The 24,557-nt window shown below is 56.4% G+C and carries 19 protein-coding genes and 2 pseudogenes; 20 read left to right on the top strand and 1 reads right to left on the bottom strand.

Annotated elements, in window-relative coordinates:
* The first annotated feature begins 191 nt into the window (after positions 1-191).
* From B5G27_RS04515 to B5G27_RS04455, 13 genes and pseudogenes are all read left to right on the top strand, one after another.
* Complete coding sequence (locus B5G27_RS04515; protein WP_002588903.1) at positions 192-410, top strand: Maff2 family mobile element protein; 219 nt, start codon at positions 192-194, stop codon at positions 408-410.
* Positions 411-493: 83 nt separating this feature from the next.
* Positions 494-1,363 carry a VirB6/TrbL-like conjugal transfer protein, CD1112 family gene (locus B5G27_RS04510; protein ID WP_002578790.1) on the top strand — a complete coding sequence of 290 codons (870 nt, stop codon included), beginning with the start codon at positions 494-496 and terminating at the stop codon, positions 1,361-1,363.
* 20 nt (positions 1,364-1,383) lie between these two features.
* The gene (locus B5G27_RS04505) at positions 1,384-1,806 is read left to right on the top strand and encodes a PrgI family protein (protein ID WP_002578789.1); all 423 of its coding nucleotides are present in this window, start codon (positions 1,384-1,386) and stop codon (positions 1,804-1,806) included.
* Between the two features lie 10 nt (positions 1,807-1,816).
* Complete coding sequence (locus B5G27_RS04500; protein WP_002578788.1) at positions 1,817-4,198, top strand: VirB4-like conjugal transfer ATPase, CD1110 family; 2,382 nt, start codon at positions 1,817-1,819, stop codon at positions 4,196-4,198.
* Positions 4,195-4,569: a DUF3851 family protein gene (locus B5G27_RS04495; RefSeq protein WP_033126285.1), complete on the top strand. Its 375-nt coding sequence runs from the start codon at positions 4,195-4,197 to the stop codon at positions 4,567-4,569. Before B5G27_RS04500 ends, B5G27_RS04495 begins: the two co-directional genes overlap by 4 nt.
* Positions 4,562-6,298: a CD1108 family mobile element protein gene (locus B5G27_RS04490; protein WP_076779153.1), complete on the top strand. Its 1,737-nt coding sequence runs from the start codon at positions 4,562-4,564 to the stop codon at positions 6,296-6,298. Before B5G27_RS04495 ends, B5G27_RS04490 begins: the two co-directional genes overlap by 8 nt.
* Positions 6,299-6,328: 30 nt before the next feature.
* Complete coding sequence (locus B5G27_RS04485; RefSeq protein WP_002588926.1) at positions 6,329-6,586, top strand: DUF4315 family protein; 258 nt, start codon at positions 6,329-6,331, stop codon at positions 6,584-6,586.
* Positions 6,576-7,349 (top strand): DUF4366 domain-containing protein, encoded by a 774-nt coding sequence (locus B5G27_RS04480; protein WP_087177776.1) that lies wholly within the window; start codon positions 6,576-6,578, stop codon positions 7,347-7,349. Before B5G27_RS04485 ends, B5G27_RS04480 begins: the two co-directional genes overlap by 11 nt.
* Positions 7,350-7,544: 195 nt before the next feature.
* The gene (locus B5G27_RS04470; protein WP_087177775.1) at positions 7,545-9,644 is read left to right on the top strand and encodes a type IA DNA topoisomerase; all 2,100 of its coding nucleotides are present in this window, start codon (positions 7,545-7,547) and stop codon (positions 9,642-9,644) included.
* Positions 9,641-9,922 carry a hypothetical protein gene (locus tag B5G27_RS04465; protein WP_002588923.1) on the top strand — a complete coding sequence of 94 codons (282 nt, stop codon included), beginning with the start codon at positions 9,641-9,643 and terminating at the stop codon, positions 9,920-9,922. The genes B5G27_RS04470 and B5G27_RS04465 overlap by 4 nt, the downstream gene beginning before the upstream one ends.
* Positions 9,923-9,924: 2 nt before the next feature.
* Positions 9,925-12,586, top strand: a pseudogene (locus B5G27_RS04460) (LPD16 domain-containing protein); the annotation flags it as partial.
* 26 nt (positions 12,587-12,612) lie between these two features.
* Positions 12,613-13,146 carry a YodL domain-containing protein gene (locus B5G27_RS17020; RefSeq protein WP_416385621.1) on the top strand — a complete coding sequence of 178 codons (534 nt, stop codon included), beginning with the start codon at positions 12,613-12,615 and terminating at the stop codon, positions 13,144-13,146.
* Between the two features lies 1 nt (position 13,147).
* Positions 13,148-13,363, top strand: coding sequence for a transposon-transfer assisting family protein (locus B5G27_RS04455; protein ID WP_087177774.1), 216 nt, complete (start codon positions 13,148-13,150; stop codon positions 13,361-13,363).
* Between the two features lie 49 nt (positions 13,364-13,412).
* Here the strand turns inward: B5G27_RS04455 and B5G27_RS16335 are convergent, their stop codons facing one another.
* Positions 13,413-14,216 (bottom strand): hypothetical protein, encoded by an 804-nt coding sequence (locus tag B5G27_RS16335; protein WP_072853160.1) that lies wholly within the window; start codon positions 14,214-14,216, stop codon positions 13,413-13,415.
* On the opposite strand from B5G27_RS16335, the gene B5G27_RS16330 reads away from it, so the two are divergent.
* The 7 genes and pseudogenes from B5G27_RS16330 to B5G27_RS04425 all read left to right on the top strand — a co-directional run bounded on the left by B5G27_RS16330 (position 14,215) and on the right by B5G27_RS04425 (position 24,528).
* Entirely contained in the window at positions 14,215-14,571 is a 357-nt protein-coding gene (locus B5G27_RS16330; protein WP_072853158.1) for a TnpV protein, read from the top strand. The two genes, B5G27_RS16335 and B5G27_RS16330, sit on opposite strands and share 2 nt — an antisense overlap.
* 767 nt (positions 14,572-15,338) lie before the next feature.
* Positions 15,339-15,920: pseudogene (locus B5G27_RS17015) on the top strand (hypothetical protein); the annotation flags it as partial.
* Between the two features lie 321 nt (positions 15,921-16,241).
* Positions 16,242-22,613 carry an SNF2-related protein gene (locus tag B5G27_RS04450; RefSeq protein WP_439777979.1) on the top strand — a complete coding sequence of 2,124 codons (6,372 nt, stop codon included), beginning with the start codon at positions 16,242-16,244 and terminating at the stop codon, positions 22,611-22,613.
* A 1-nt stretch (position 22,614) separates the two neighbouring features.
* Positions 22,615-23,421 carry a DUF3848 domain-containing protein gene (locus tag B5G27_RS04445; RefSeq protein WP_002578490.1) on the top strand — a complete coding sequence of 269 codons (807 nt, stop codon included), beginning with the start codon at positions 22,615-22,617 and terminating at the stop codon, positions 23,419-23,421.
* Positions 23,418-23,762, top strand: a complete 345-nt coding sequence (locus B5G27_RS04440) for a plasmid mobilization protein (protein ID WP_002578491.1) — start codon at positions 23,418-23,420, stop codon at positions 23,760-23,762. Before B5G27_RS04445 ends, B5G27_RS04440 begins: the two co-directional genes overlap by 4 nt.
* A 152-nt stretch (positions 23,763-23,914) precedes the next feature.
* Entirely contained in the window at positions 23,915-24,220 is a 306-nt protein-coding gene (locus B5G27_RS04430) for a hypothetical protein (protein WP_002578492.1), read from the top strand.
* The gene (locus B5G27_RS04425) at positions 24,217-24,528 is read left to right on the top strand and encodes a CD1845 family protein (RefSeq protein ID WP_087177773.1); all 312 of its coding nucleotides are present in this window, start codon (positions 24,217-24,219) and stop codon (positions 24,526-24,528) included. The genes B5G27_RS04430 and B5G27_RS04425 overlap by 4 nt, the downstream gene beginning before the upstream one ends.
* Positions 24,529-24,557: the final 29 nt, after the last annotated feature.

Genomic DNA, 24,557 nt, shown 5'->3' with positions numbered 1-24,557 from the left:
ATCTTATCTACCCGCCTCAACCGCCCCGGATGGGGCCATCGGCGTACAAAGCGGACAATCACCAAAAAATAATGAAAAAAGGAGGACAGCCGGAATCAGGCCCCGGAAACCGGGTGCCGATTGTTCCGGCTTTTGTATGCCTATGAATGACTAAATCAAACTTTTCAAATGATTCCGGCTAACTATAATTTATGGCATTTTTCAATCAGGCTATCACCGTTCTTCAGACCCTCGTTATCGCTCTGGGCGCTGGTCTCGGCATCTGGGGTGTCATCAACCTGCTGGAAGGTTACGGCAACGACAACCCCGGTGCGAAGTCCCAGGGCATGAAGCAGCTCATGGCTGGCGCTGGCGTCGCCGTGGTCGGCATGGTCCTCGTACCCCTGCTCTCCAGCCTGTTCACCGTCTGATCGCTCCCGTCGTTAAGCTGTCATAAGAAATCCTTGCCGCCCCTGCCCCCAAGCGGGGGCGGCTGAAAGGAGGTTGACACCGTATGGATTTCTTACTCGATGCCCTTACTGACTGGCTCAAGGAAATGTTGGTAGGCGGCATTATGAGCAACTTATCGGGGATGTTCGATAGCGTGAACCAGCAGGTCGCAGACATTGCGACACAGGTGGGCCAGACCCCTCAGGGCTGGAACGGGAGTATTTTCAGCATGATCCAAAATCTCTCCAACTCCATCATGGTGCCGATTGCTGGCGTGATCCTGGCTATCGTGATGACGCTGGAGCTGATTCAGATGATTACCGACAAGAACAACCTGCATGATGTGGACACCTGGATGATCTTCAAATGGGTGTTCAAATCTGCCGCTGCCATCCTCATCGTCTCAAACACCTGGAACATCGTGATGGGCGTGTTTGACGCAGCTCAAAGTGTGGTGGCGCAGGCGGCGGGCATCATCGGTTCCGACGCTTCCATCGACATCTCCTCTGTCATGACCGATATGGAGTCCCGGCTGATGGATATGGACCTGGGGCCGCTGTTCGGCCTGTGGTTCCAGTCGCTCTTTATCGGCATTACCATGTGGGCGCTTTACATTTGTATCTTTATCGTGATTTATGGCCGTATGATTGAGATTTACCTTGTGACCTCGGTGGCTCCCATCCCTATGGCCACCATGATGGGCAAGGAATGGGGCGGTATGGGCCAGAACTATCTGCGCTCGTTGATCGCCCTGGGCTTCCAGGCATTTCTCATCATCGTCTGTGTGGCGATCTACGCCGTGCTGGTGCAGAGTATTGCCACCGAATCCGACATCATTATGGCCATCTGGAGCTGCGTGGGCTATACGGTCCTGTTGTGCTTTACGCTCTTTAAGACCGGCAGCCTCGCAAAATCCGTTTTCAATGCACATTAACCAGGAAGGAGGTAATCCCTTTGGCTTATGTACCTGTACCCAAGGATCTTACGAAAGTCAAAACCAAGGTCGCGTTCAACTTAACCAAGAGGCAGCTTGTCTGCTTCGGCGGCGGTGCGCTGATCGGCGTACCGCTTTTCTTCCTGCTCCGGGGGCCTGTGGGAAACAGCGTGGCTGCCATGTGTATGATGCTGGTCATGCTGCCCTTCTTCATGCTGGCGATGTATGAAAAACACGGTCAGCCCCTGGAAAAGATCGTGGGCAATATCATCAAGGTGGCCGTCATCCGGCCCAAGGAGCGCCCGTATCAGACCAACAACTTCTATGCCGTTTTGGAACGGCAGGAAAAACTCGACAAGGAGGTGTATGACATTGTTCACGGTAATCAAAAGCTGGCTGCACCGGCTGTTCGGAAAAGACGAAAAGACCGCGCAGCCGGTTAATCAGAAAAAGATGAAAAAGCTGTCCCGCGCCGACAGAAAGCAGATCGAGGCTGCCATTGCCCGTGCCAATCGCACAGACAAAAAGAAAAAATCGGCTCAGGACAGTATCCCCTATGAACGGATGTGGCCGGACGGCATCTGCCGTGTGGCAGGCAGCCGCTACACAAAGACCATCCAATTCCAGGACATCAACTATCAGCTCTCGCAGAACGAGGACAAGACAGCGATCTTCGAGGGCTGGTGCGATTTCCTCAACTACTTCGACAGCTCCATTCAGTTCCAGCTGTCCTTTTTGAACCTGGCAGCCTCTGAGGAGACCTTTGCCCGCGCCATCAACATTCCTCTCCAGGGGGATGATTTTGACAGCATCCGGGTGGAGTACACCACCATGCTGCAAAACCAGCTGGCAAGAGGCAACAACGGTCTTATCAAGACCAAGTACCTGACTTTCGGCATCGACGCCGACAGCCTCAAGGCCGCCAAGCCCCGTCTGGAGCGCATTGAGACCGACATTCTCAACAACTTCAAACGCCTGGGCGTGGCCGCCGAGACCCTGGACGGCAAGGCGCGGCTGGCACAGCTTCACGGCATTTTCCACATGGATGAACAGGTGCCGTTCCGCTTTGAATGGGACTGGCTGGCTCCGTCCGGTCTGTCCACCAAGGATTTCATCGCGCCGTCCGGCTTCGAGTTCCGCACCGGCAAACAGTTCCGTATGGGTAAAAAATACGGGGCTGTTTCTTTTTTGCAGATCCTCGCCCCGGAGCTGAATGACCGGATGCTGGCGGATTTTCTGGATATGGAAAGCTCTCTGATCGTCAGCCTGCATATCCAGTCCGTAGATCAGATCAAGGCCATCAAGACGGTCAAGCGGAAAATCACCGACCTGGATAAATCCAAAATTGAGGAACAGAAAAAAGCCGTCCGCGCCGGATATGACATGGACATCATTCCCTCCGACCTTGCCACCTACGGTGCCGAGGCCAAGAAGCTCTTGCAGGATTTGCAGAGCCGAAACGAGCGAATGTTCCTTGTGACCTTCCTGGTGCTGAACACGGCGGACAATCCCCGGCAGCTGGGCAACAATGTGTTCCAGGCCAGTTCCATCGCACAGAAGTACAACTGCCAGCTGACAAGGCTTGACTTCCAGCAGGAAGAAGGGCTGATGTCTGCGCTGCCCTTGGGCCTCAATCAGATCGAGATTCAGCGGGGGCTGACCACCAGTTCCACGGCTATCTTTGTTCCGTTCACCACCCAGGAGCTTTTCCAGAACGGCAAAGAGGCGCTGTACTACGGTATCAACGCCCTGTCCAACAACCTCATCATGGTGGACCGCAAGCTGCTGAAAAACCCCAATGGACTGATTCTCGGCACCCCTGGTTCCGGCAAGTCCTTCAGCGCCAAGCGCGAGATCGCCAACTGTTTCCTGCTCACCAATGATGACATCATTATCTGCGACCCGGAGGCCGAGTACGCGCCCTTGGTGGAGCGCCTGCATGGGCAGGTCATCAAGATTTCGCCCACCAGCAGCAATTACATTAACCCTATGGATTTGAACCTGGACTACTCGGACGATGAAAGTCCGCTGTCTCTCAAGTCCGACTTCATCCTGTCTCTGTGCGAGCTGATCGTAGGCGGCAAAGAGGGCTTGCAGCCGGTTCAGAAAACCATCATTGACCGCTGTGTGCGGCTGGTGTATCAGGACTATCTCAATGACCCCCGCCCGGAGAATATGCCCATCCTGGAGGACCTCTACAACCTGCTGCGGGCGCAGGACGAGAAAGAGGCGCAGTACATCGCCACGGCGCTGGAAATCTATGTGACCGGCTCCCTCAATGTGTTTAACCATCAGAGCAATGTGGACATCAACAACCGTATCGTCTGCTACGACATCAAGGAGCTGGGCAAGCAGCTGAAAAAGATCGGTATGCTGGTGGTCCAGGACCAAGTGTGGAACCGCGTTACCATCAACCGTGCTGCCCACAAATCCACCCGTTACTACATCGACGAGATGCACCTGCTGCTGAAAGAGGAACAGACCGCCGCCTACACGGTGGAGATTTGGAAGCGGTTCAGAAAATGGGGCGGCATCCCCACCGGCATCACGCAGAATGTCAAAGACTTGCTTTCTTCCCGCGAGGTGGAGAACATCTTTGAGAACTCCGACTTCGTGTATATGCTCAACCAGGCGGGCGGGGACCGGCAGATTCTCGCCAAGCAGCTGGGCATTTCCCCTCACCAGCTTTCCTATGTGACCCACTCCAGCGAGGGCGAGGGCCTGCTGTTCTATGGCTCCACGATCCTGCCTTTCGTGGACCATTTCCCCAAGAACACCGAGCTGTACCGCATTATGACCACCAAACCCCAGGAACTGAAAAAGGAGGATGAATGACCATGAAACCCAACACCGAACTGAATACCATGATGTTTTTTGACGATGCCCTGGAGGGTGAGCGCACCCAGCTGCTCACCGAGCTGGCCGATGCCGTCAGCGAGACCCGCACGGCGGCGGATCAGGCTGCGGAGCTGAACGAGGACGGCGAAGCGGGCCTGCTGCGCCTGACGGAAATCTGGTGCGCCATGAACGGCGTCCCGGCCATCGTCATCTTCGAGGGCGGGCAGTCCGAGCTGCTGGCCAATGTGGTGGCGCAGATCTACGCCCATCTGCTTCAGCACCCCTCCCGTGACCCTGTGGGGCTGGCCGTCTATGTGGAGCTGCGCTACATGACGGCCTCCCTCATGTTGGGGGAATGGTTTGAATAAGGAACCGCGCCTGCGCTTTACGGACGAGGAACGGGCTGACCCGGCTCTGGAGAAGCCCATCCGTAAGGCGGACAAGGCCGCCGCCAAAGCAGACAAGGCGCAGGCCAAAATCCCCAAAAAGCAGGTCCGGCAAAAGACGGTGGACCCGGAGACCGGCAAAGTGACCACCAAGCTGGTGCTGGAGGACAAGAAGAAGCCGCCCTCCAAATTGTCCCATGCGGTGCGGGATACCCCCGCCAATGCCGCTCTGGGGAAGCTCCACAAGGAAATCCGGGAGACCGAACAGGACAATGTGGGCGTGGAGAGCGCCCACAAGTCCGAGGAGGCTGCCGAGACCGGCGTTAGGCTTGCACGGGAAGGCTACCGCAGCCACAAGTTGAAGCCCTACCGCAAGGCGGCCCAGGCCGAGCAGAAGCTGGAGAAGGCCAATGTGAACGCCTTGTATCAGAAGTCCCTGCGGGAAAATCCCCAGCTTGCCAGCAACCCCATCTCCCGCTGGCAGCAGAAACAGGCCATCAAAAAGGAATACGCTGCCGCCAAGCGCGCCGGTCAAGCTGTCGGGAACACCGCCAAGACTGCGGAGGCCACCGGCAAGGCGGCCAAGACGGTCAAGGAGAAAGCCCAGCAAGCGGGCGCGTTTGTCATGCGCCACAAAAAGGGCTTTTTGATTGCGGGTGCGATCTTCCTGCTGGTCTGTATGCTGCTCAACACCATGTCCTCCTGCTCCATGATGGCGCAGAGTATCGGTTCCGTGGTGTCCGGCACCACCTACCCGTCGGATGATCCTGAGCTGGTGGCGGTGGAGGCCGACTACGCTGCCAAAGAAACGGCCTTGCAAGCCGAGATCGACAACATCGAAAGCAGCCATCCGGGGTATGACGAGTACCGCTATGACCTGGATATGATCGGGCATGACCCCCATGAGCTGGCAGCCTACCTGTCCGCCGTGCTGCAAGGCTATACCCGGCAGAGCGCCCAGGCCGAGCTGGAGCGCGTGTTCGACGCACAGTATGAACTGACGCTTACCGAGGAAGTGGAGATACGATACCGCACCGAAACTTCCACGGACCCCGTGACCGGCGAGACGACCACCGAGGAAGTCCCGTATGAGTATTACATTCTGAATGTGAAGCTCACCAGCAAGCCCATATCTTCCGTGGCTTCGGAGCTGCTAACCCCGGAACAGCTGGAAATGTACCAGGTGTACCGGCAGACGCTGGGCAACAAGCCGCTGATCTTCGGCGGCGGCTCCCCGGATACGAGCAACTCCGAGGACCTGACCGGCGTGGTATTCGTCAACGGCACCCGCCCCGGCAATCAGGCCGTGGTGGACATAGCCAAAAGTCAGGTGGGCAATGTGGGCGGTCAGCCCTACTGGAGCTGGTACGGCTTCAATTCCCGTGTGGAATGGTGCGCCTGCTTCGTGTCCTGGTGCTACGGCCAGATGGGGCTGTCCGAGCCGCGCTTTGCCGCCTGCCAGTCCCAGGGTATTCCGTGGTTCCAGTCTCACGGACAATGGGGCGGGCGTGATTACGCCAATATCGCCCCCGGCGACGCCATCTTCTTTGACTGGGACCTGGATGGCAGCGCCGACCATGTGGGCCTTGTGGTCGGCACAGACGGCAGCCGGGTCTACACCGTGGAGGGCAATTCTGGCGACGCCTGCAAGATCAAGAGTTATTCCCTGTCCTACGAGTGCATCAAGGGCTACGGCCTGATGAACTGGTAAGGCCGATTTATGAGAAAAGGAGTGATTGAAATGGCTAAGAACAAAATCCAGCGCATTGACCAGGAGATTGCCAAGGTCCGTGAGAAGATCGCGGAGTACCAGGACAAGCTGAAAACCCTGGAGGCGCAGAAAACCGAGGCGGAGAACCTGGAAATCGTTCAGATGGTGCGCGCCCTGCGGCTGACCCCGGAGCAGCTGAACGCCATGCTCTCCGGTGGTACGGTCCCTGGCATGGCCGCTGCCTCCGCCAACTACAACGAACAGGAGGATACCGACCATGAAGAATAAGAAAATTTTCAAAACCCTTTCGGCCCTCTGCGCCGCCCTGGTGCTGATGATGGGCCTTTCCGTGACTGCCTTTGCCCAGGGAACGGAAGAACTTCCGGCGGAGGATGCCACCAACGACAGCAATGTGGTCGTGGAGGAAACCGAGGACAGTCCGGCCCTGATCCCGGATGGCAACGCCGCCCTGGTGGATGATTTCGGCGACAACAAGCAGCTCATCACCGTCACCACCAAGGCAGGCAACTACTTCTACATCCTCATTGACCGGGCCAACGAGGACAAGGAAACCGCTGTCCACTTCTTAAACCAGGTGGACGAGGCGGACCTGATGGCGCTGATGGAGGACGGTCAGACCACCCAGGAGCAGCCCGCCACCTGTACCTGTACGGAGAAATGTGTGGCCGGTGCGGTGAATACGGCCTGCCCGGTGTGTGCCACCAATATGAGCGCCTGCACGGGTAAGGAGCCGGAACCGGAGACCCCGGAAGAAACCCCGGAACCGGAAGAACCGGCGCAGAAACCCGCAGGACTGAATCCGGCCATTCTTTTGGCGGTGCTGGCTCTGATGGGTGGCGGCGGCGCTTTTGCCTACTTTAAGCTGGTAAAAAGCAGACCCAAGACCAAGGGCAACGACAATTTGGACGATTATGACTACGGCAAGGATGATACCGATCAGGAGGACGAGGACTCCTGGGAGACCGAGGAATCTGACGAGCCGGACGCTGACGGGGGCGGCGACGAGGAAAGCGAGGACAAGACGGTTTGACCCGCTTCACCGACAGCCCCTATGAACGCATGATGACACGCAGGCCGGAGGGCGGGAAGGAAACTTCCCGTCCTCCTACTTTATCTCCCGGCCACCCCTGTTATGGCTGCGGAAATTACCGTGACGGTCAGCCCTGCGTGGGATTCTGCCACCGGCAGCTGACCGCATGGCTGCGGGAAAGGAGGATGAAAAACCATGAAGCTGGTGATCGCTGAGAAACCGTCCGTTGCCCAAAGTCTGGCCGCCGTGATTGGGGCCACCGCCCGCAAGGACGGCTATCTGGAGGGCGCCGGCTGGCGGGTCAGCTGGTGTGTGGGCCATCTGGCTGGTCTGGCCGACGCCGACGCTTATAACCCGGACTACGCCAAGTGGCGCTATGACGATCTGCCCATTCTGCCGGAACCCTGGCAGATGGTGGTGAGCAAGGACAAGAAGAAACAGTTTGATGTGCTGAAGCAGCTGATGAACGCCCCGGATGTGACCGAAGTGGTAAACGCCTGCGACGCCGGACGCGAGGGGGAGCTGATCTTCCGCAGCGTCTATGAGCTGGCGGGCTGCCAGAAGCCCATGAAGCGGCTCTGGATTTCCTCAATGGAGGATTCCGCCATCCGGGAGGGCTTTGCAAACCTGCGCCCCGGTGCAGACTATGACGGCCTGCGGGATGCGGCCCTCTGCCGCGCCAAAGCGGACTGGCTGGTGGGTATCAATGCCACCCGGCTGTTTTCCGTGCTGTACCACCGGACCCTCAACATCGGACGTGTCATGTCCCCGACGCTGGCCCTCATTGTCCAGCGAGAAGCCGAGATCGACACCTTCAAGCCGGTGCCATTCTACACGGTCACACTGGAGCTGCCCGGTTTCACCGTTTCCGGGGAGCGCATGGCAGACAAGGCTGCCGCCCAACAGCTGAAAACGGCCTGCCAAGGTGCGGCTGCCACAGTGAAAAAAGTGGGGCGCAAAAACAAATCCGAGAAGCCGCCCGCCCTCTATGACCTGACCACCCTCCAACGGGACGCCAACCGGCTGCTGGGGTTCACCGCCCAGCAAACCCTGGACTACCTGCAAAATTTGTATGAAAAGAAGCTCTGTACCTACCCTCGGACGGACAGCCGCTATTTGACTTCGGATATGGCGGCGAGTCTACCGGAGCTGGTCCAGCTCACTGCCGGGGCGATGCCCTTTTCCAATGGCATGGAGATTGCCTGCAATGCCGCCCAGATTGTCAACGACAAGAAAGTGACCGACCATCATGCAGTGATCCCTACCCGCAACCTCCAGGGCGCGGACCTGTCCGGCCTGCCGGTGGGCGAAAAGGCGGTGCTGGAGTTGGTGGCTCTGCGCCTGCTGTGCGCCGTGGCCCAGCCCTATACCTTTGCGGAAACCGCCGTTGTTGTCGAGTGCGCCGGAGCGGAGTTTACTGCCAAAGGCCGCACAGTGAAAAATTACGGCTGGCGGGCGCTGGACGCTGCCTATCGCGCAGGGCTGAAGAATGTGGAGCAGGACAAAGAACCCGAGGACAAGGCTCTGCCTGAGCTGTCTGAAGGTCAGACGCTGCCCCTTTCTGGTGCTACCGTCAAGGAGGGCAAGACCACCCCGCCCAAGCACTTCACCGAAGATACGCTACTCTCCGCAATGGAGACTGCCGGGAAGGACGATATGCCGGAGGATGCCGAGCGCAAGGGCCTGGGGACCCCGGCCACCCGCGCCGGGATTCTGGAAAAGCTGGTTTCCACCGGCTTTTTGGAGCGCAAAAAGAGCAAGAAAACCGTGCAGCTCATGCCATCCCATGACGCGGTATCCCTTATCACCGTGTTGCCGGAGCAGCTGCAATCGCCCCTTCTGACTGCTGAGTGGGAGTACCGGCTGGGTGAGATCGAGCGTGGCGAGCTGGCCCCGGAGGATTTCATGGCTGGGATTAGTGCCATGCTCAAAGAACTTGTGGGAACCTATCAAGCTATCAAGGGAACGGAGTATTTGTTCAGCCCTTCCCACGAAGTGGTGGGCAAATGCCCCCGCTGTGGCGGAGAGGTTGCAGAAATGCAAAAAGGCTTCTTCTGTCAGACAGAATCTTGCAAATTTGCAATTTGGAAAAACAACAAGTGGTGGGAGATGAAGCACAAGCAACCTACCAAAGCCATCGTAACGGCACTGCTCAAAGATGGCCGCGCTCATGTGAGGGGCTTGTACTCCGAGAAAACCGGCAAGACCTACGATGCCACTGTGGTGTTGGCGGATGATGGGCAGTACGCCAACTTCAAGCTGGAGTTTGACCAGCAGAAAGGTGGCAAACGATGAAGCTCTCACGCTATGAACAGGAAACCATCATCCTCTACAACCAGGCCGAAGCCACCGCCGAGGTCTATACCCATGACCCCCGGCTGCTGGAGAAGCTGCGGCGACTGGCAGAGAAATACCCGGACCAGATTGTGAAAAAGGACCGCCAGACCTTTCTCGTTCCCAAACGCTGTGTGTCCGTCCGGGAACCTTACAGCGCCGAGCGCCGTAAGGCAGCCAGTGAACTGGCCAAGGCTGCCGGATACAGGCCGCCCACCCCCAAGAAAGGCAATGAGTAAGCATGGCTGAAAGTGTCTTTGAGGCTGTCAAGCAGTCCATCACCGTCCGAGAAGCAGCGCAGATGTACGGAATCGAGGTCAACCGGAGCGGCATGGCCTGTTGTCCCTTCCACGATGACAAAAATCCCAGCATGAAGCTGAACGAGGAATATTTTTATTGCTTTGGCTGCGGAGCCACCGGCGATGTGATTGACTTCACAGCGAGGCTCTACAATCTGTCCCCCAAAGAGGCCGCCGAGAAGCTGGCCCAGGATTTTGGCCTGGCTTATGACAGTCAGGCCCCTCCCCGGCGACGCCATGTCCGCCAGAAATCCGAGGCGCAGAAATTCAAGGAGGACCGAGACCATGCCTTTCGTGTCCTGGCCGACTACTTTCATTTGCTCCGCAAGTGGGAAACGGACTACACACCCAAAACACCGGAGGAAAATCCACATCCCCGATTCATGGAGGCAATCCAGAAAAAGGACTATGTGGGCTATCTGCTGGATTTTTTTCTGGAGAACAGCCCGGAGGAGCAAAAGCTGTGGATTGCCGAACATCAATCAGAAATAGCCAAATTGGAAAGGAGAGTGAAATTCATGGCTGATAAGACCACCAATCGAGAACGGTTACAAGAGATCACAGCGGGCATTGAACAGGGTATCAAGGAACTGTTTGAGAGCGAGAAGTATATGCGCTATCTGTCCGTCATGTCCAAGTTCCACCGCTACTCCGTCAACAACACCATGCTCATCTATATGCAGCGCCCGGACGCCACCCTGGTGGCCGGGTTCAACAAGTGGAAAAATCAGTTTGAGCGCCATGTGAAAAAGGGTGAGCATGGTATCACCATCATTGCCCCCACGCCCTACAAAAAGAAGATCGAGGAAATGAAGCGCGACCCGGATACTCATGCACCCATCCTGGACGCGGATGGCAAGGCGGTCATGGAGGAAAAAGAAATTGAAATCCCCATGTTCCGTCCGGTGAAGGTGTTCGATGTGAGCCAGACGGACGGAAAGCCCCTGCCAGAGCTGGCCTCCAGCCTGTCCGGGACGGTGCCGCACTATGAGGCTTTCATGGAAGCTCTGCGCCGCTCGGCTCCGGTTCCCATCGAGTTTGAGCCGATGGCCGAGAACATGGACGGCTATTTCTCCTCTGACCAGCAGCGGATCGCCATCCGGGAAGGCATGAGCGAGGTGCAGACTGTTTCCGCCGCTGTCCATGAGACCGCGCACAGTAAGCTCCACGACCCCAAAAAGTACGAAGCGGAGCCGACCTGGAAGATCGTGATGGTGAGCGAGGGCGGCACCAAGCATGACTTCCGTCTGGACTTCGCCACCGAAGCAGAGGCGGAACAGGCCGCCGCCGAGGAAGGCTGGCGCTATGTGGACGAGAATCGGTTTGAGTGGCGGTTGGAAGTGGAGGAAGATCTGACGGCGGTGAAACAGGCCGCCAAGAACCGCAACACCGAGGAAGTGGAGGCCGAGAGCATTTCTTATGCGGTTTGCCAGTATTTCGGCATCCAGACCGGCGAGAACAGTTTTGGCTACATCGCTTCCTGGTCGAAGGACAAGGAGCTGAAGGAGCTGCGGGCCAGTCTGGAGACCATCAACAAGACTTCCTGCGAGCTGATTAACGACATCGAGCGCAACTACAAGGAAATCTGCAAGGAGCGCGGCATTGACCTGACTGCCGCCACGGAACCGCAGCAGGACTCTATCGAGCAGCTGGCAGCAGACATCGACCAGTTCACTTTCGATTATGACCCTTATGAGTATCGGAACAATGCAGATAGCCGTGAGGACGCACTGCACGAACTGACTGCCACACTCCGAAGCGGAGATGCCAGCGGTGTACGCGAATGGCTCCAGAATATCGTGAACGAGGATGAACCGGATGAAACCACCCAAAAAGCTGCCGAGCTTATGGGACGCTTGGATCAGCTGGTGCCGATGACTGAACCGGAACAGCTGACCGAGCCGGAAAATACCGAAAGTGTCCAGCCCAGCGCCGAGTACCGGGAGGCCCTGTTGGTGCTGGATGATACCAGCTACCTTCATGTTCAGCCCTGCGACACCGGCTGGGACTACACGCTCTACGATGTGGCAACCATGAAGCAGATGGACGGCGGCCAGTTGGACGGGCCGGATATGGGCCGTTCCACAGCGGTTAGCCATATCTGCGAGGACCTGGGGATGGGCGGCAAGTCCATCAAGTATGCGCCGCTGTCCATGATCGAGACTTTGCAGGAGGCGGCTTACCACCAGATGCAGGAACAGGTCAGCCAGCAGACCACAGAAGCTGCCGCCACCCAGCTGCCGGATGCCCAGGAGCAGGCGTTGGACGAGTATCCCATGCCGGACCCGGCACTGACTCAGGATGATCTGGAGAAATGCGGCTACCTGGACGGTGACCTTCTGCCCCTCTCCAAAGAGCGAGCCTATGAGCTGATGGAGCGAGACCTGACCGTTTATATCGTCCAGGAGGGTGAAAACCCGGAAATGGCCTTTGACACTGCCGACCTGGACGCCCATGACGGTATCTTTGCTGTGTCCCGCGAGGAATGGGAGCAAAGCCCGGACTTTCACGAAAAAGTTTTGGAACGACAGGATCGGCAGTTGGAACGGGAACAGGCGTTTCTTTCCCATGAGGGAAATTGTTTTGCTATTTATCAGGTGAGCAAGGATGACCCGCAGAATGTGCGTTTTATGAATCTGGATTGGCTGCAATCGCACAATCTGTCCGTAGAGCGGAGTAACTATGACCTTATCTATACCGCCCCTCTGGACGGTTCCGGCAGCACTATGGAGCAGCTGGAAAGGCTGTATGAGCAGTTCAATCTGCAAAAGCCGGTGGATTTTCACAGCCCGTCTATGAGCGTCAGTGACATCGTTGCCATCAAGCAGAATGGTCAGGTATCCTGTCATTACTGCGACAGTGTTGGTTTCACCCAGGTGCAAGGTTTCTTGCCGGAAAATTCGCTGAGAAATGCGGAAATGACGGTGGAAGATGATTACGGCATGATCGACGGTATCATCAATAACGGCCCAAAGGAGCCGACAGTGGCCCAGCTGGAACAACAGGCCCGCAGTGGTCAGCCCATTTCTCTTATGGACTTGGCAGCAGCCGTCCATCGAGAGGAACGGGAAAAGAAAAAGTCCGTAATGGAGCAGCTGAAAAGCCAGCCCAAGACGGAACACAAAAAGACAGCGCAAAAAAAGAGCGCGGAAAGGGAGCTTTGATATGAACAACTTCACCTTTGAGGAAACGAACCTTCTTTGCATCTACAACACCGGCAGCCGCACCGGGCTGATCGACGCTCTGACGGAGATGCGCGGTGAGCTTTCGCCGGAGGAAGCCGAGCTGCGGGAACTGACGGACAGCGCCCTGGGTAAACTCCAAGCTATGAACGACACCGAGTTTGCCGAACTGGAGCTGTGCCCAGATTTCGACGAGTAAAAAACACACATAAAGACCTGATGGGACGGCCTGATATGCCGTCCCATTTCTATTCAACATGAAGGGAGGACAGAAAACCATGCCATCCAAAGCTGAATTTTACCGGCAGATGGCCGAACAGGTATCGACCCAGCTTGTAGGCAGCTGGAAGGAGTGGACGGCTTTTCTCACCACCGCCGCCCGCCTTTATAAATACCCATTCCACGAGCAAATGATGATTTACGCCCAGCGCCCGGATGCCACCGCCTGCGCCGAGTATGACCTGTGGAATGAAAAAATGGGACGGTATGTGCGCCGTGGCTCCAAGGGTATTGCCCTGGTGGACGATTCCGGCGACAAGCTTCGCCTGCGCTATGTGTTCGATATTTCCGATACCGGCACCCGTGAACATTCCCGTACACCCTGGTTGTGGCAGCTGGAAGAACAGCACATTGGGCCTGTGTCGGCCATGCTGGAGCAAAACTACGGCGTTGCCGGTGACAATCTCGCCCAGCAGCTCACGGATGTAGCCGGAAAGCTGGCGAGTGAGTATTGGGACGATCATCAGAGAGATTTCCGCTATATCGTTGACGGTTCGTTCCTGGCGGAGTACGATGATTACAACATCGAAGTCCAATTTAAGTCCGCCGCCACCGTCAGTATCGCCTATGCCCTGATGTCTCGCTGTGGGCTGGATACGGAACAATATTTCCAGCATGAGGACTTCATGCCGATTTTCGATTTCAATACCCCGGCCACGGTTGGGGCGTTGGGCGCGGCGGTCAGCCAGATTAACCAGCAGGTTTTGCGGCAGATCGGCGTCACCATCCAGATCTATGAGCGCGAGCAACTCGCGGAAAGGAGCGTTACACATGGAGAACAGCCTGACTTACACGATGAACGGAGATTATCAGATTCCCGACCTGAAGCTGACCGAACAGCCGGAGAAGCCCCTGGGCAAGTACGGCAGGATGCGGAAAGCGTACCTGAAGGAACACCGGCCCCTGATTTACAATCAGCTGCTGCTGACCGAGAAGCTGTACCCGCACCTCATCGAGATCGACGAGACAGCGCAGAGCCGTCTGGAGCAGATGATGCCCCAGCTGGCGAAAGACGCGGGCGCGACGGAGCAGCTGAAAGCCAGCGACCCGATGCGCTGGGTGGGCCTGATGAACACCTGCAAAGCACAGGCCGAGGAGATTCTGATGGCGGAGCTTATTCACAGCTGAGTTTCTTCCTCTCCGAAGCAGAACAAATCAGAATCATAGATGAAGCAGAGAATGTGAAAACATCCTCTGCTTTTTCTTTTGCCCAGGCTGACATCGACCATGTGCTGCGGCTGGGCGGCAACACCTATCGCCAGAGAGAGCGCATTGTCGCGGCCTTTGAGGAGCAGAAGTCCACCACCGAGATCGCAGACACCCTGAAAACCCTGTACCATGGCGGCAACGGGATTGGCAGCATCACTGCATGGTATGCCGAGGATGGAATCCATCTTTCCCACGGCAAAACTGCCCGTTACGATAAGTCCGCCCAGGTCATTTCCTGGGAGAGTGCCGCTGAGCGTATCGGCCAGCTTTTGCAGGACGGCCAGTTTGCCACCAATGTGGAGCTGGCTGAGGCTGCGGGCTATGAACGCTCCCTCCTCGCGGAAAAGTTCTGGAATCTGTACCACGATTTCAGCGAGGAAGCCAGAGAAGCTGGGTATCTGCCCATCCTTTCCAACAATCCGGGGCGCGGTTTCCCGGAGGAATCTGCATGGCTCACCGAACAGCTGAAAAGCCCGGAGTTTCGCCAGAACCTTGCGGAAGAATATGCTGCCTTCTGGACGGCCTACCAGCAGGATCGGGATTTGCTGCGCTTCCACTACCATAAACCCAAAGAAATTTGGGAGAACCTGCAAGATCTGTCCTTGCCTCGCACCACCTTTACCTCTCAGTTGACGGAAGTACCTTCGGTCAAGCAGTTTATCTCTGAGGACGAGATCGACGCCGCCATGACCAGAGGCAGCGGATTTGAGGGCGGTAAGGGCCGAGTTTTCACCTTTTTCCAGGAACCCCATACGGATAAGGAAAAGGTGGATTTTCTCAAACATAAGTATGGTATTGGCGGTCACTCCCATGCCCTGTCCGGTGCAATGAAAAGCGATGAAAGCCACGACGGAAAAGGTCTGCACTACAAAAAAGACGGCTGCCCGGATGTGCATTTCACCTGGGAGAAAGTCGCCAAACGGATTACCGACCTGATCCAGAAGGGACGCTATCTCACAGAACAGGAACAGGCGGAGTATGACAAAATCCAGGCAGAAAAGGCCCTGGCGGAAGAAGATGCCCTGCAAGCCCAGCAGCCGGACCCGGCTGTGTGGGAATACAACGGCGTCAAGGAGCGCCACCCGGATGATATAATCCTCTACCAAATGGGGGATTTTTTTGAGCTGTACGGTGAGGACGCCAAAACTGCTGCTGCGGAACTGGACCTCAATCTCACGACCCGCGCTATCCCCGGCGGTGGCCGTGTGGAAATGTGCGGCTTTCCGGCAAACCGGCTGGAGCAGGTTGTGGAACAGCTGCGGGATAAGCATGATGTGACCATTTCCGCTGTCCCGAAGGGCGGCAGGGAGCGGCAGGAGTATTCCATGCCCTCTATCGACCATGAGGCGGAACAGCACATCAATGCCCAGGAAGCGGAGTTTGGCGCAGACGGGACCAGAGTATTTCAGGAGACCGAAGCAGCCGCAGCCCCTACGATTCGAGAACTGCATGAGCAATACAAGCCCATTGTACTTGCCGCTGTTATGGAAGATGTGCCATATCGCAATGCCTGCGGTCACAGTGACCATGAGAACGCCGTGATCGAGGGCAATGCCGCTATTCGCCGTGCTGTCCTGGGATCTGGCAACATGGAGCTGCTCCGCCTCTATTCCGACACACCGGAGTTCCGCCAGCGCCTTCATCGAGAAATCATCGACGAGACCTATCCCAAGCTCCATGAGCTGCTGCACCCTCTCACGGACAATGACATCGACAAGGCTATCCAGGACTGGAACGGCAAAATCGAAAGTAAACACGCCGTTGTCCGTTACATGGAGAAACATGGGCGGGAAAAAGATACCGCTGCATGGCTGGCCCATGAGTTTGACGGCGGCGATGGCAAAACCCCGTTTTCGGTTCGCCCGGAAAGCCCCGAAGGAACGGTGCTGCCCTGGCCCAAGGTACAGCGCCGGATCGCTCAGCTTATCAAGGAGGACCGGTTCTACACCGAAGCGGAACAGGACCGGTTCGACAACATCGACCCCATCGCCATTCGGGAGGCTTTGGCCGAGCGCGGCATTGTGAATGGTGAACTGGTGGATGAGGAAAAACTGGATAATGACCCATTCATCCAGCGTGTTATGGCGGATGTGGAGGCCATATCCAGAGAGAGCGTCCCGGCAGATGAGCCGGAACAGCCTTCTCCCCATAATTTGCGTGTTCTGGTTTCAGATGAGGAATACGCTGCGGCTCGTGGCACACTCCGGGAGCGAACCTCCTACGATCCAGCGGTTCCTCCTTACAATGTGGGTGATATTGTCTATCTGGATGACCGGCCCCATCAGATCACAGAGCTGCGGGATGACACGGTGCAGCTGCTGCCCACCGGCATGAGCTATCCCATCTACCGGGCTGAGAGCCGGGAACGGTTTGAGCAGCTTTTGCGGGAGGATAACCGCAACGACTTCTATACCGAATTCCTGCCTGCAAATCTGGATACGGTGGACCAGGACCTTCGGGATGTGCTGGCCCATGGCCTGATTGGTGAGGCGGACAAGGCGGAGCTTTCCGAGCTTCTTCGCAACGGCAAGAGTAACCAGGAGGTAGCCTTGTGGCTGAGCCGGGCCTATCCCAACATCGTGGAAACGATGGAGCTGGAGACCGGCGAGACCGCCGATTACCGCACGATGCCGGAAGGTATCGAGCTGGAAGTGCTGGATGCAGATGAAAAGCGTCTGGCCATGCTGTTCTTCCAGTGGAGCGAGGTTGCGCCTTTGCTGCGCGGGATGTATGCCCGTCAGTTGGACGGTTTTGAGCAGGAACGCCCCGAACCGGCTGCCGAAACCCCGGCCTTCCAAGCCGAGACTGTGGCTGTCTATCCGGGCGATAAGAACAATCTGCCCTATGATGTGGTTGTTCAGACCCTGCGAACCAATGAGCCGGAGCCGCCCACGCCTGCTGTCGAGCCGGAAAAGACTCTGGATGAGGTACTGGACGAACACCCCGTTTCCATTCAGGTAAACGGCGAGTGGCAGACCTTCCCCAATGTCAAAGCTGCCGAGGAAGCCTCTTATGAGGAATACAAGGCCAATCTGCGTCGCACCGCCGAGAATTTCCGTATCACTGACGATCACCTGGGCGAAGGCGGCCCCAAGGCTAAGTTCCAGGCCAATGTCGAGGCAATCAAGCTGCTGAAATACCTGGAGGAAACCACCGAGCAGGCAACGCCGGAACAGCAGAAAATCCTTTCTCGGTATGTGGGCTGGGGCGGCCTTGCCGATGCCTTTGACCCCGACAAGGAAAGCTGGAGCAAGGAATATGCCCAGCTGAAGGAACTGCTGACCCCGGAGGAATACGCTGCTGCCAGAGGTTCCACCCTCAACGCGCACTACACCAGCCCTACGGTCATCAAAGCGATTTACGAGGCTGTGGGCCGCATGGGATTTGAGACCGGCAACATCCTGGAGCCGTCCTGTGGTGTAGGCAATTTCTTCGGTATGCTGCCGGAGGAAATGCGAAACAGCCGTCTTTACGGCGTGGAGCTGGATTCCATCAGCGGGCGTATTGCCCAGCAGCTCTACCCCAAGGCCGACATCACCGTGGCAGGGTTTGAGACCACCGACAGGCGGGATTTCTACGATCTGGCGGTGGGTAATGTACCGTTTGGCCAGTATCAGGTTCGGGATAAAGCCTATGACAAGCTGAATTTCAGCATTCACAACTACTTTTTCGCCAAGGCTCTGGATCAGGTTCGTCCCGGTGGCGTGGTGGCCTTTGTCACCAGCCGCTACACGATGGACGCCAAGGATTCCACCGTGCGCCGGTATCTTGCTCAGCGCGCCGAACTGCTGGGGGCCATCCGTCTGCCCAATGACGCTTTCAAAAAGAACGCAGGTGCCGAGGTCGTTTCGGACATCATCTTCCTGCAAAAGCGTGACCGTCCGTTGGACATCGTGCCGGAGTGGACGCAGACCGGGCAGACCGAGGACGGCTTTGCCATCAACCGCTATTTCCTGGACCACCCGGAAATGGTGCTGGGCCGACAGGAACCGGAAAGCACCGCCCACGGCATGGACTACACCGTGAACCCCATCGAGGGGCTGGAGCTTGCCGATCAGCTGCATGATGCCGTGAAGTACATTCGCGGCACCTACCAGGAGGCCGAGCTGCCGGAGCTGGGCGAGGGCGAAGCCATCGACACTTCTATCCCTGCTGACCCCAATGTGAAAAATTACTCCTACACCGTTGTGGACGGCGATGTGTATTACCGTGAAAACAGCTGTATGGTACGGCCTGACCTGAATGCCACCGCCGAAGCCCGTGTGAAAGGACTGGTGGGTCTGCGAGAATGTGTCCAGCAGCTCATTGATCTGCAAATGGACGCCGCCACACCGGACAGCGCCATCCAGGACAAACAGGCCGAACTGAACCGGCTCTATGACAGCTTCTCTGCAAAATATGGTCTTATCAATGACCGGGCGAACCGGCTGGCCTTTGCTGATGATTCCAGCTACTATCTGCTCTGCGCGCTGGAAGTCATTGACGAGGACGGCAAGCTGGAGCGCAAGGCGGATATGTTCACCAAGCGCACCATCAAGCCCCACAAGGCGGTGGACACTGTGGATACCGCAAGTGAAGCTCTGGCCGTATCAATTTCCGAAAAAGCCTTTGTCGATATGGCGTATATGGCGGAGTTGACCGGCAAGACCGGCGACGAACTGGCCGCCGAGCTAAAAGGCGTGATCTTCCGTGTACCTGGGCAGTTGGAGAAAGACGGCACTCCCCATTATGTAACAGCCGACGAATACCTGTCCGGCAATGTGCGGCGCAAGCTGCGTCAGGCACAGCGGGCCGCACAGCAGGACCCTTCCTTTGCAGTCAATGTGGAGGCCCTTACCGCTGCCCAGCCCAAAGACCTGGATGCGTCGGAGATTGAGGTGCGCCTGGGCGCTACCTGGATCGACAAAGAGTACATCCAGCAGTTTATGTATGAGACCTTCGACACGCCGTTTTATCTCCAGCGCAATATCGAGGTCAACTATTCTTCTTTCACCGCTGAGTGGCAGATCACCGGCAAAAGCTCTGTAAGCCAGAACAATGTGGCAGCCTATACCACCTACGGAACCAGCCGTGCCAATGCCTACAAGATTCTGGAGGACAGCCTGAACCTGCGGGATGTCCGTATCTACGACACCATAGAGGATGCAGACGGCAAAGAGCGCCGGGTGTTGAATGCCAAAGAGACCACCCTGGCCGCCCAAAAGCAGCAAGCGATCCGGGACGCTTTCAAAGACTGGATTTGGAAAGACCCGGACCGCCGCCAAGCTCTGGTCCGCCAGTACAATGAGGAAATGAACTCCACCCGTCCCCGTGAATACGACGGCGGACACATTACTTTCGGTGGTATGAACCCGGCCATCACCTTGCGGGAACACCAGAAAAACGCTATCGCTCATGTGCTGTACGGCGGCAATACGCTGCTGGCACACGAGGTAGGCGCTGGCAAAACCTTTGAAATGGTGGCTGCCGCCATGGAGAGTAAGCGCCTGGGCTTGTGTCAGAAATCCCTCTTTGTGGTGCCGAACCATCTGACCGAACAATGGGCGTCGGAGTTTCTGCGGCTCTATCCTTCCGCCAACATTCTTGTCACCACCAAAAAGGACTTTGAGACCCACAACCGCAAGAAGTTCTGCGCCCGCATTGCCACCGGCGATTATGACGCCATCATCATGGGACACAGCCAGTTTGAGAAAATCCCCATCAGCCGAGAGCGTCAGGAACGGCTCCTTCAGGAGCAGATCGACGAGATCACCGAGGGCATTGCCGAGGTGAAGTACAGCGGCGGTGAGCGTTTCACGGTCAAGCAGTTGGAACGCACCAAGAAGTCCCTGGAAGCCCGGCTGGAGAAATTGCAGGCCGAGAGCCGCAAGGACGATGTGGTAACATTCGAGCAGTTGGGTGTGGACCGCCTGTTCGTCGATGAGGCGCATAACTATAAAAACCTGTTTTTATACACCAAGATGCGGAATGTGGCAGGTCTCTCCACAAGCGATGCCCAAAAGTCCAGCGATATGTTTGCAAAGTGTCGCTATATGGATGAACTGACCGGAAACCGTGGTGTGATTTTCGCCACTGGCACCCCCGTATCGAACAGCATGACCGAACTTTACACCATGCAGCGGTATCTCCAGTATGACCGCCTGCAAGAGCTGAACATGACCCACTTCGACTGCTGGGCCAGCCGCTTCGGAGAAACCGTCACGGCGCTGGAGCTGGCACCGGAAGGCACCGGCTACCGGGCAAGAACGAGATTCAGCAAGTTTTTCAACCTCCCGGAGCTGATGAACTTGTTCCGTGAAGTTGCCGACATCAAAACCGCCGATCAGCTGAACTTGCCCACCCCGGAGGTGGAATACCACAACATCGTGGCCCAGCCTACTGAACACCAAAAAGAGATGGTGCAGGTTCTCTCCGAGCGCGCCTCCAGGGTACACAGCGGCAGCGTTGACCCCTCAGAGGACAATATGCTCAAGATTACCGGCGATGGCCGCAAGCTGGGTCTGGACCAGCGTATCATCAACCAGCTGCTGCCGGATGAACCCGGCACCAAGGTCAATCAGTGTGTGGGTAATATCATGCAGATCTGGCGGGACGGCGAGGCTGACAAGCTGACCCAGCTGGTATTCTGCGACATTTCCACGCCCCAGGCAGCCCCCTCCAAAAAGGCAGCCAAACAGCTGGATAATCCCACACTTCATGCGCTGGAACAGGCTGTGCCGTTGGATGAGCCTGAGCCTGCCTTTACCATCTATGAGGACATCCGCCAGAAGCTCATCGCCCAGGGAATGCCCGCCGAGCAGATTGCTTTTATCCACGAAGCCAAGACCGAGGTGCAGAAGAAAGAACTGTTTTCCAAGGTTCGCACTGGGCAGGTGCGCGTCCTGCTGGGCAGCACCTCCAAAATGGGCGCTGGCACCAATGTGCAGGACCGGCTTGTGGCGCTCCATGACCTGGATTGTCCGTGGCGTCCGGGAGACCTTGCCCAGCGCAAGGGCCGTATCGAGCGCCAGGGCAACCAGAATCCGCTGGTCCATGTGTACCGCTATGTTACCGAGGGAACTTTCGATGCCTACCTGTGGCAGACGGTGGAGAACAAACAGAAATTCATTTCGCAAATCATGACCAGCAAAAGCCCGGTCCGCTCCTGCGATGATGTGGACGAAACGGCGCTGTCCTTTGCCGAGATCAAGGCCCTGTGCGCCGGAGACCCCCGTATCAAGGAGCGCATGGATTTGGATGTGGAGGTTGCGCGTCTGAAGCTGATGAAAGCTGACCATCAGAGCAAGCAGTACCGCCTGGAGGATCAGTTGCTCAAATACTTCCCCCAGGAAATCGAAACTAACAAGGGGTTTATTAAAGGCTTTGAAGCGGATCTGGAGACCCTGGCCGCCCATCCTCACCCGGAGGATGGCTTTGCTGGAATGGAGATCCGGGGCGATGTGCTGACTGACAAAGAAAACGCCGGTGCAGCCTTGCTAGACGCCTGTAAGGAGGTCAAAGGCTCCGAACCGGTGCAGATCGGCAGCTATCGGGGCTTTACTATGTCCGTGGAGTTTTCCGCTTGGAAACAGGAATATACGCTCCTGTTGAAAGGCCAGATGACCCACCGGGCAAGCCTCGGCACAGACCCGCGCGGAAACCTCACCCGTATCGACAATGCACTGGCTCAAATGCCTCAGCGTTTGGAAGCCGTGAAAAACCAGCTGGACAACCTTTACCAACAGCAGGCCGCAGCCAAAGAGGAAATCGGAAAGCCGTTTCCCTTTGAGGATGATCTGCGAGTCAAGTCCGCCCGTCTGGTGGAACTGGACACGCTGCTGAACATTGACGGCAAGGGCCATGCCCAGCCGGAAACTGTGGTTGCCAAGAGCGCACGGCCTTCGGTGCTGGACAGCTTGAAGCGCCCGGTGCCACCCCGTAGCCCTGAAAAGAAACCGAAACAACATGAGGAGGTGCGATAACATGAATACCAACGATCTGAATACGGCCCTTTATGAGAAGATGGCCGCTGAACAGGACAAATACCGGGACTGGCTGAAAAGCCAGCCCCCGGAGGAAATCCTGCACCATACCTATGAGTACACCGTCCGGGAGGACATTGTGATGGCGATGGAGGACTTGGAGCTGACCGATGCCCAGGCCCAGGCGCTTTTGGATTCGCCTACACCGCTGGCCGATGTGTACCGTCACTTTGAGAAGCTGGAGACCGGCTACATGGATGTGATCCGGGACAGCATTGAAAACCGAGCGGATGATGTGTGTAAGGTTTTGGAAGAACAGCGGTCCATCCCTCTCTATCTCCATTCTGCCGCCTATGCGTCCCAGCATGGGGAGATGGCACAATATAACCGCTCTTATCAGGCAAACTTTGACTGTAAAGAGGCCATTGAACACGCCATCAGCGCCCACTATGCGGATAACCGACTGGATACGGAGTCTGCGGTTAAGGCGGTGCTGGAAAAGTTCGGGTCGGAACGAGTACAGTTCATCCTTGCCAACACCATCCAGCATAAGGACAGCGACGGTCGCGTTTCCCGTGACAACAAAGCCTGGGCAAAGACCATTCCCATGCCGGAGGACAGCGGCACTTCGCGCCACTGTGCTTATCTGGTTGTGGATGAGGTCAATCTTGGTCTGACCGATCTGTTTACACGGCAGGCACGAAAAACGCTTCAGGAACCGGAGAAAGGCTCTGTCTTGCAAAAGCTCAAACAGGAGCCTACCACCCACAAGCCTGCTTTATCGAAGAAACAGGAGCCGGAACGATGAGCGCCAAAAAGCGTAAACGGGATGTGCCGGTCCTGTTTTGGGTTTCCGATGCGGAGATGGAAGCGATCCAGCAGAAAATGGCACAGTTCGGAACAAAAAACCTGAGCGCCTATCTGCGGAAGATGGCTGTGGACGGCTATGTGGTACAGCTGGACTTGCCGGAGCTGAAGGAACTGGTATCCCTGTTGCGCCGAAGCAGCAATAACCTGAACCAGCTCACCCGACGGGTACATGAAACGGGGCGGATTTATGATGCTGACCTGGAGGATATAGCCCAACGGCAGGAGCAGTTATGGGAGGGCGTGAAAGAAATCCTAACCCAGCTTTCCAGGCTTTCGTAACAGGGATATATGCCCCAACTGCGGAGGGAGGAACGGCGTTCTTTTCGCCGCGCCTTCCTCCGTTTTTTCTTTTGCCCATATCCTTGTCTTTTTGAAATGTTGGAAGGATAATATGGGTAGAAAACAGATTGCCGCAAAGGAGTTGAGAATAGATGAAAACCTTTGAGAAGGTGTTGGAGATTTTTCGTGAGTATTTGGACTGTGATCTAGAGGAAGAAGTCCTCCCTTGTCGAGAAGGTTATCTCCGCGTCACATGGAATGGAGATTCCCGCTACTGTGTGGATGGACTTCTCAGCCGGACACCGGACGAACTATTCGAGGTGCTGTTATCTGATTATCGCAGCTATGAGGAACTGCGGCTAACCAAAGGATGCCGAGAAGTGACGGAAGAAGATGAAAGACAGGCAGAAATTCTCTGTCAGAGCTTTCGGGAACGATGGAAGGAGGAAGAAAAATGAGGGCGATCTGGTTCATTCTGAAACTGCCGTTGAAGATTTTAATGGCTCCGGTGATTCTGTCGCTGCCCCTGTTCGTCTGGATTTGTGTGGGGATTGTCTATGTCTCCGGTTTGGTGCTGGGGCTTATCAGCATGGTGGTTGCCCTGCTGGGTGTGGCAGTTCTGATTACTTACTCCTTGCAAAACGGCATTATCCTGCTGGTGATAGCATTTCTCATTAGTCCCTATGGTTTGCCAATGGCTGCAATCTGGCTACTGGGCAAGGTACAGGACTTGAAGTTTATCATTCAAGATTTGGTTTATGGATAATATGAAAACCTCCGACGAATTTCGTCGGA

This window comes from Lachnoclostridium sp. An76, from assembly GCF_002161355.1.
GTDB lineage: Bacteria > Bacillota > Clostridia > Lachnospirales > Lachnospiraceae > Mediterraneibacter > Mediterraneibacter caccavium.
The sequence above is the reverse complement of the archived record's forward strand: the minus strand, read 5'-3'. Positions and strand labels throughout refer to the sequence as shown.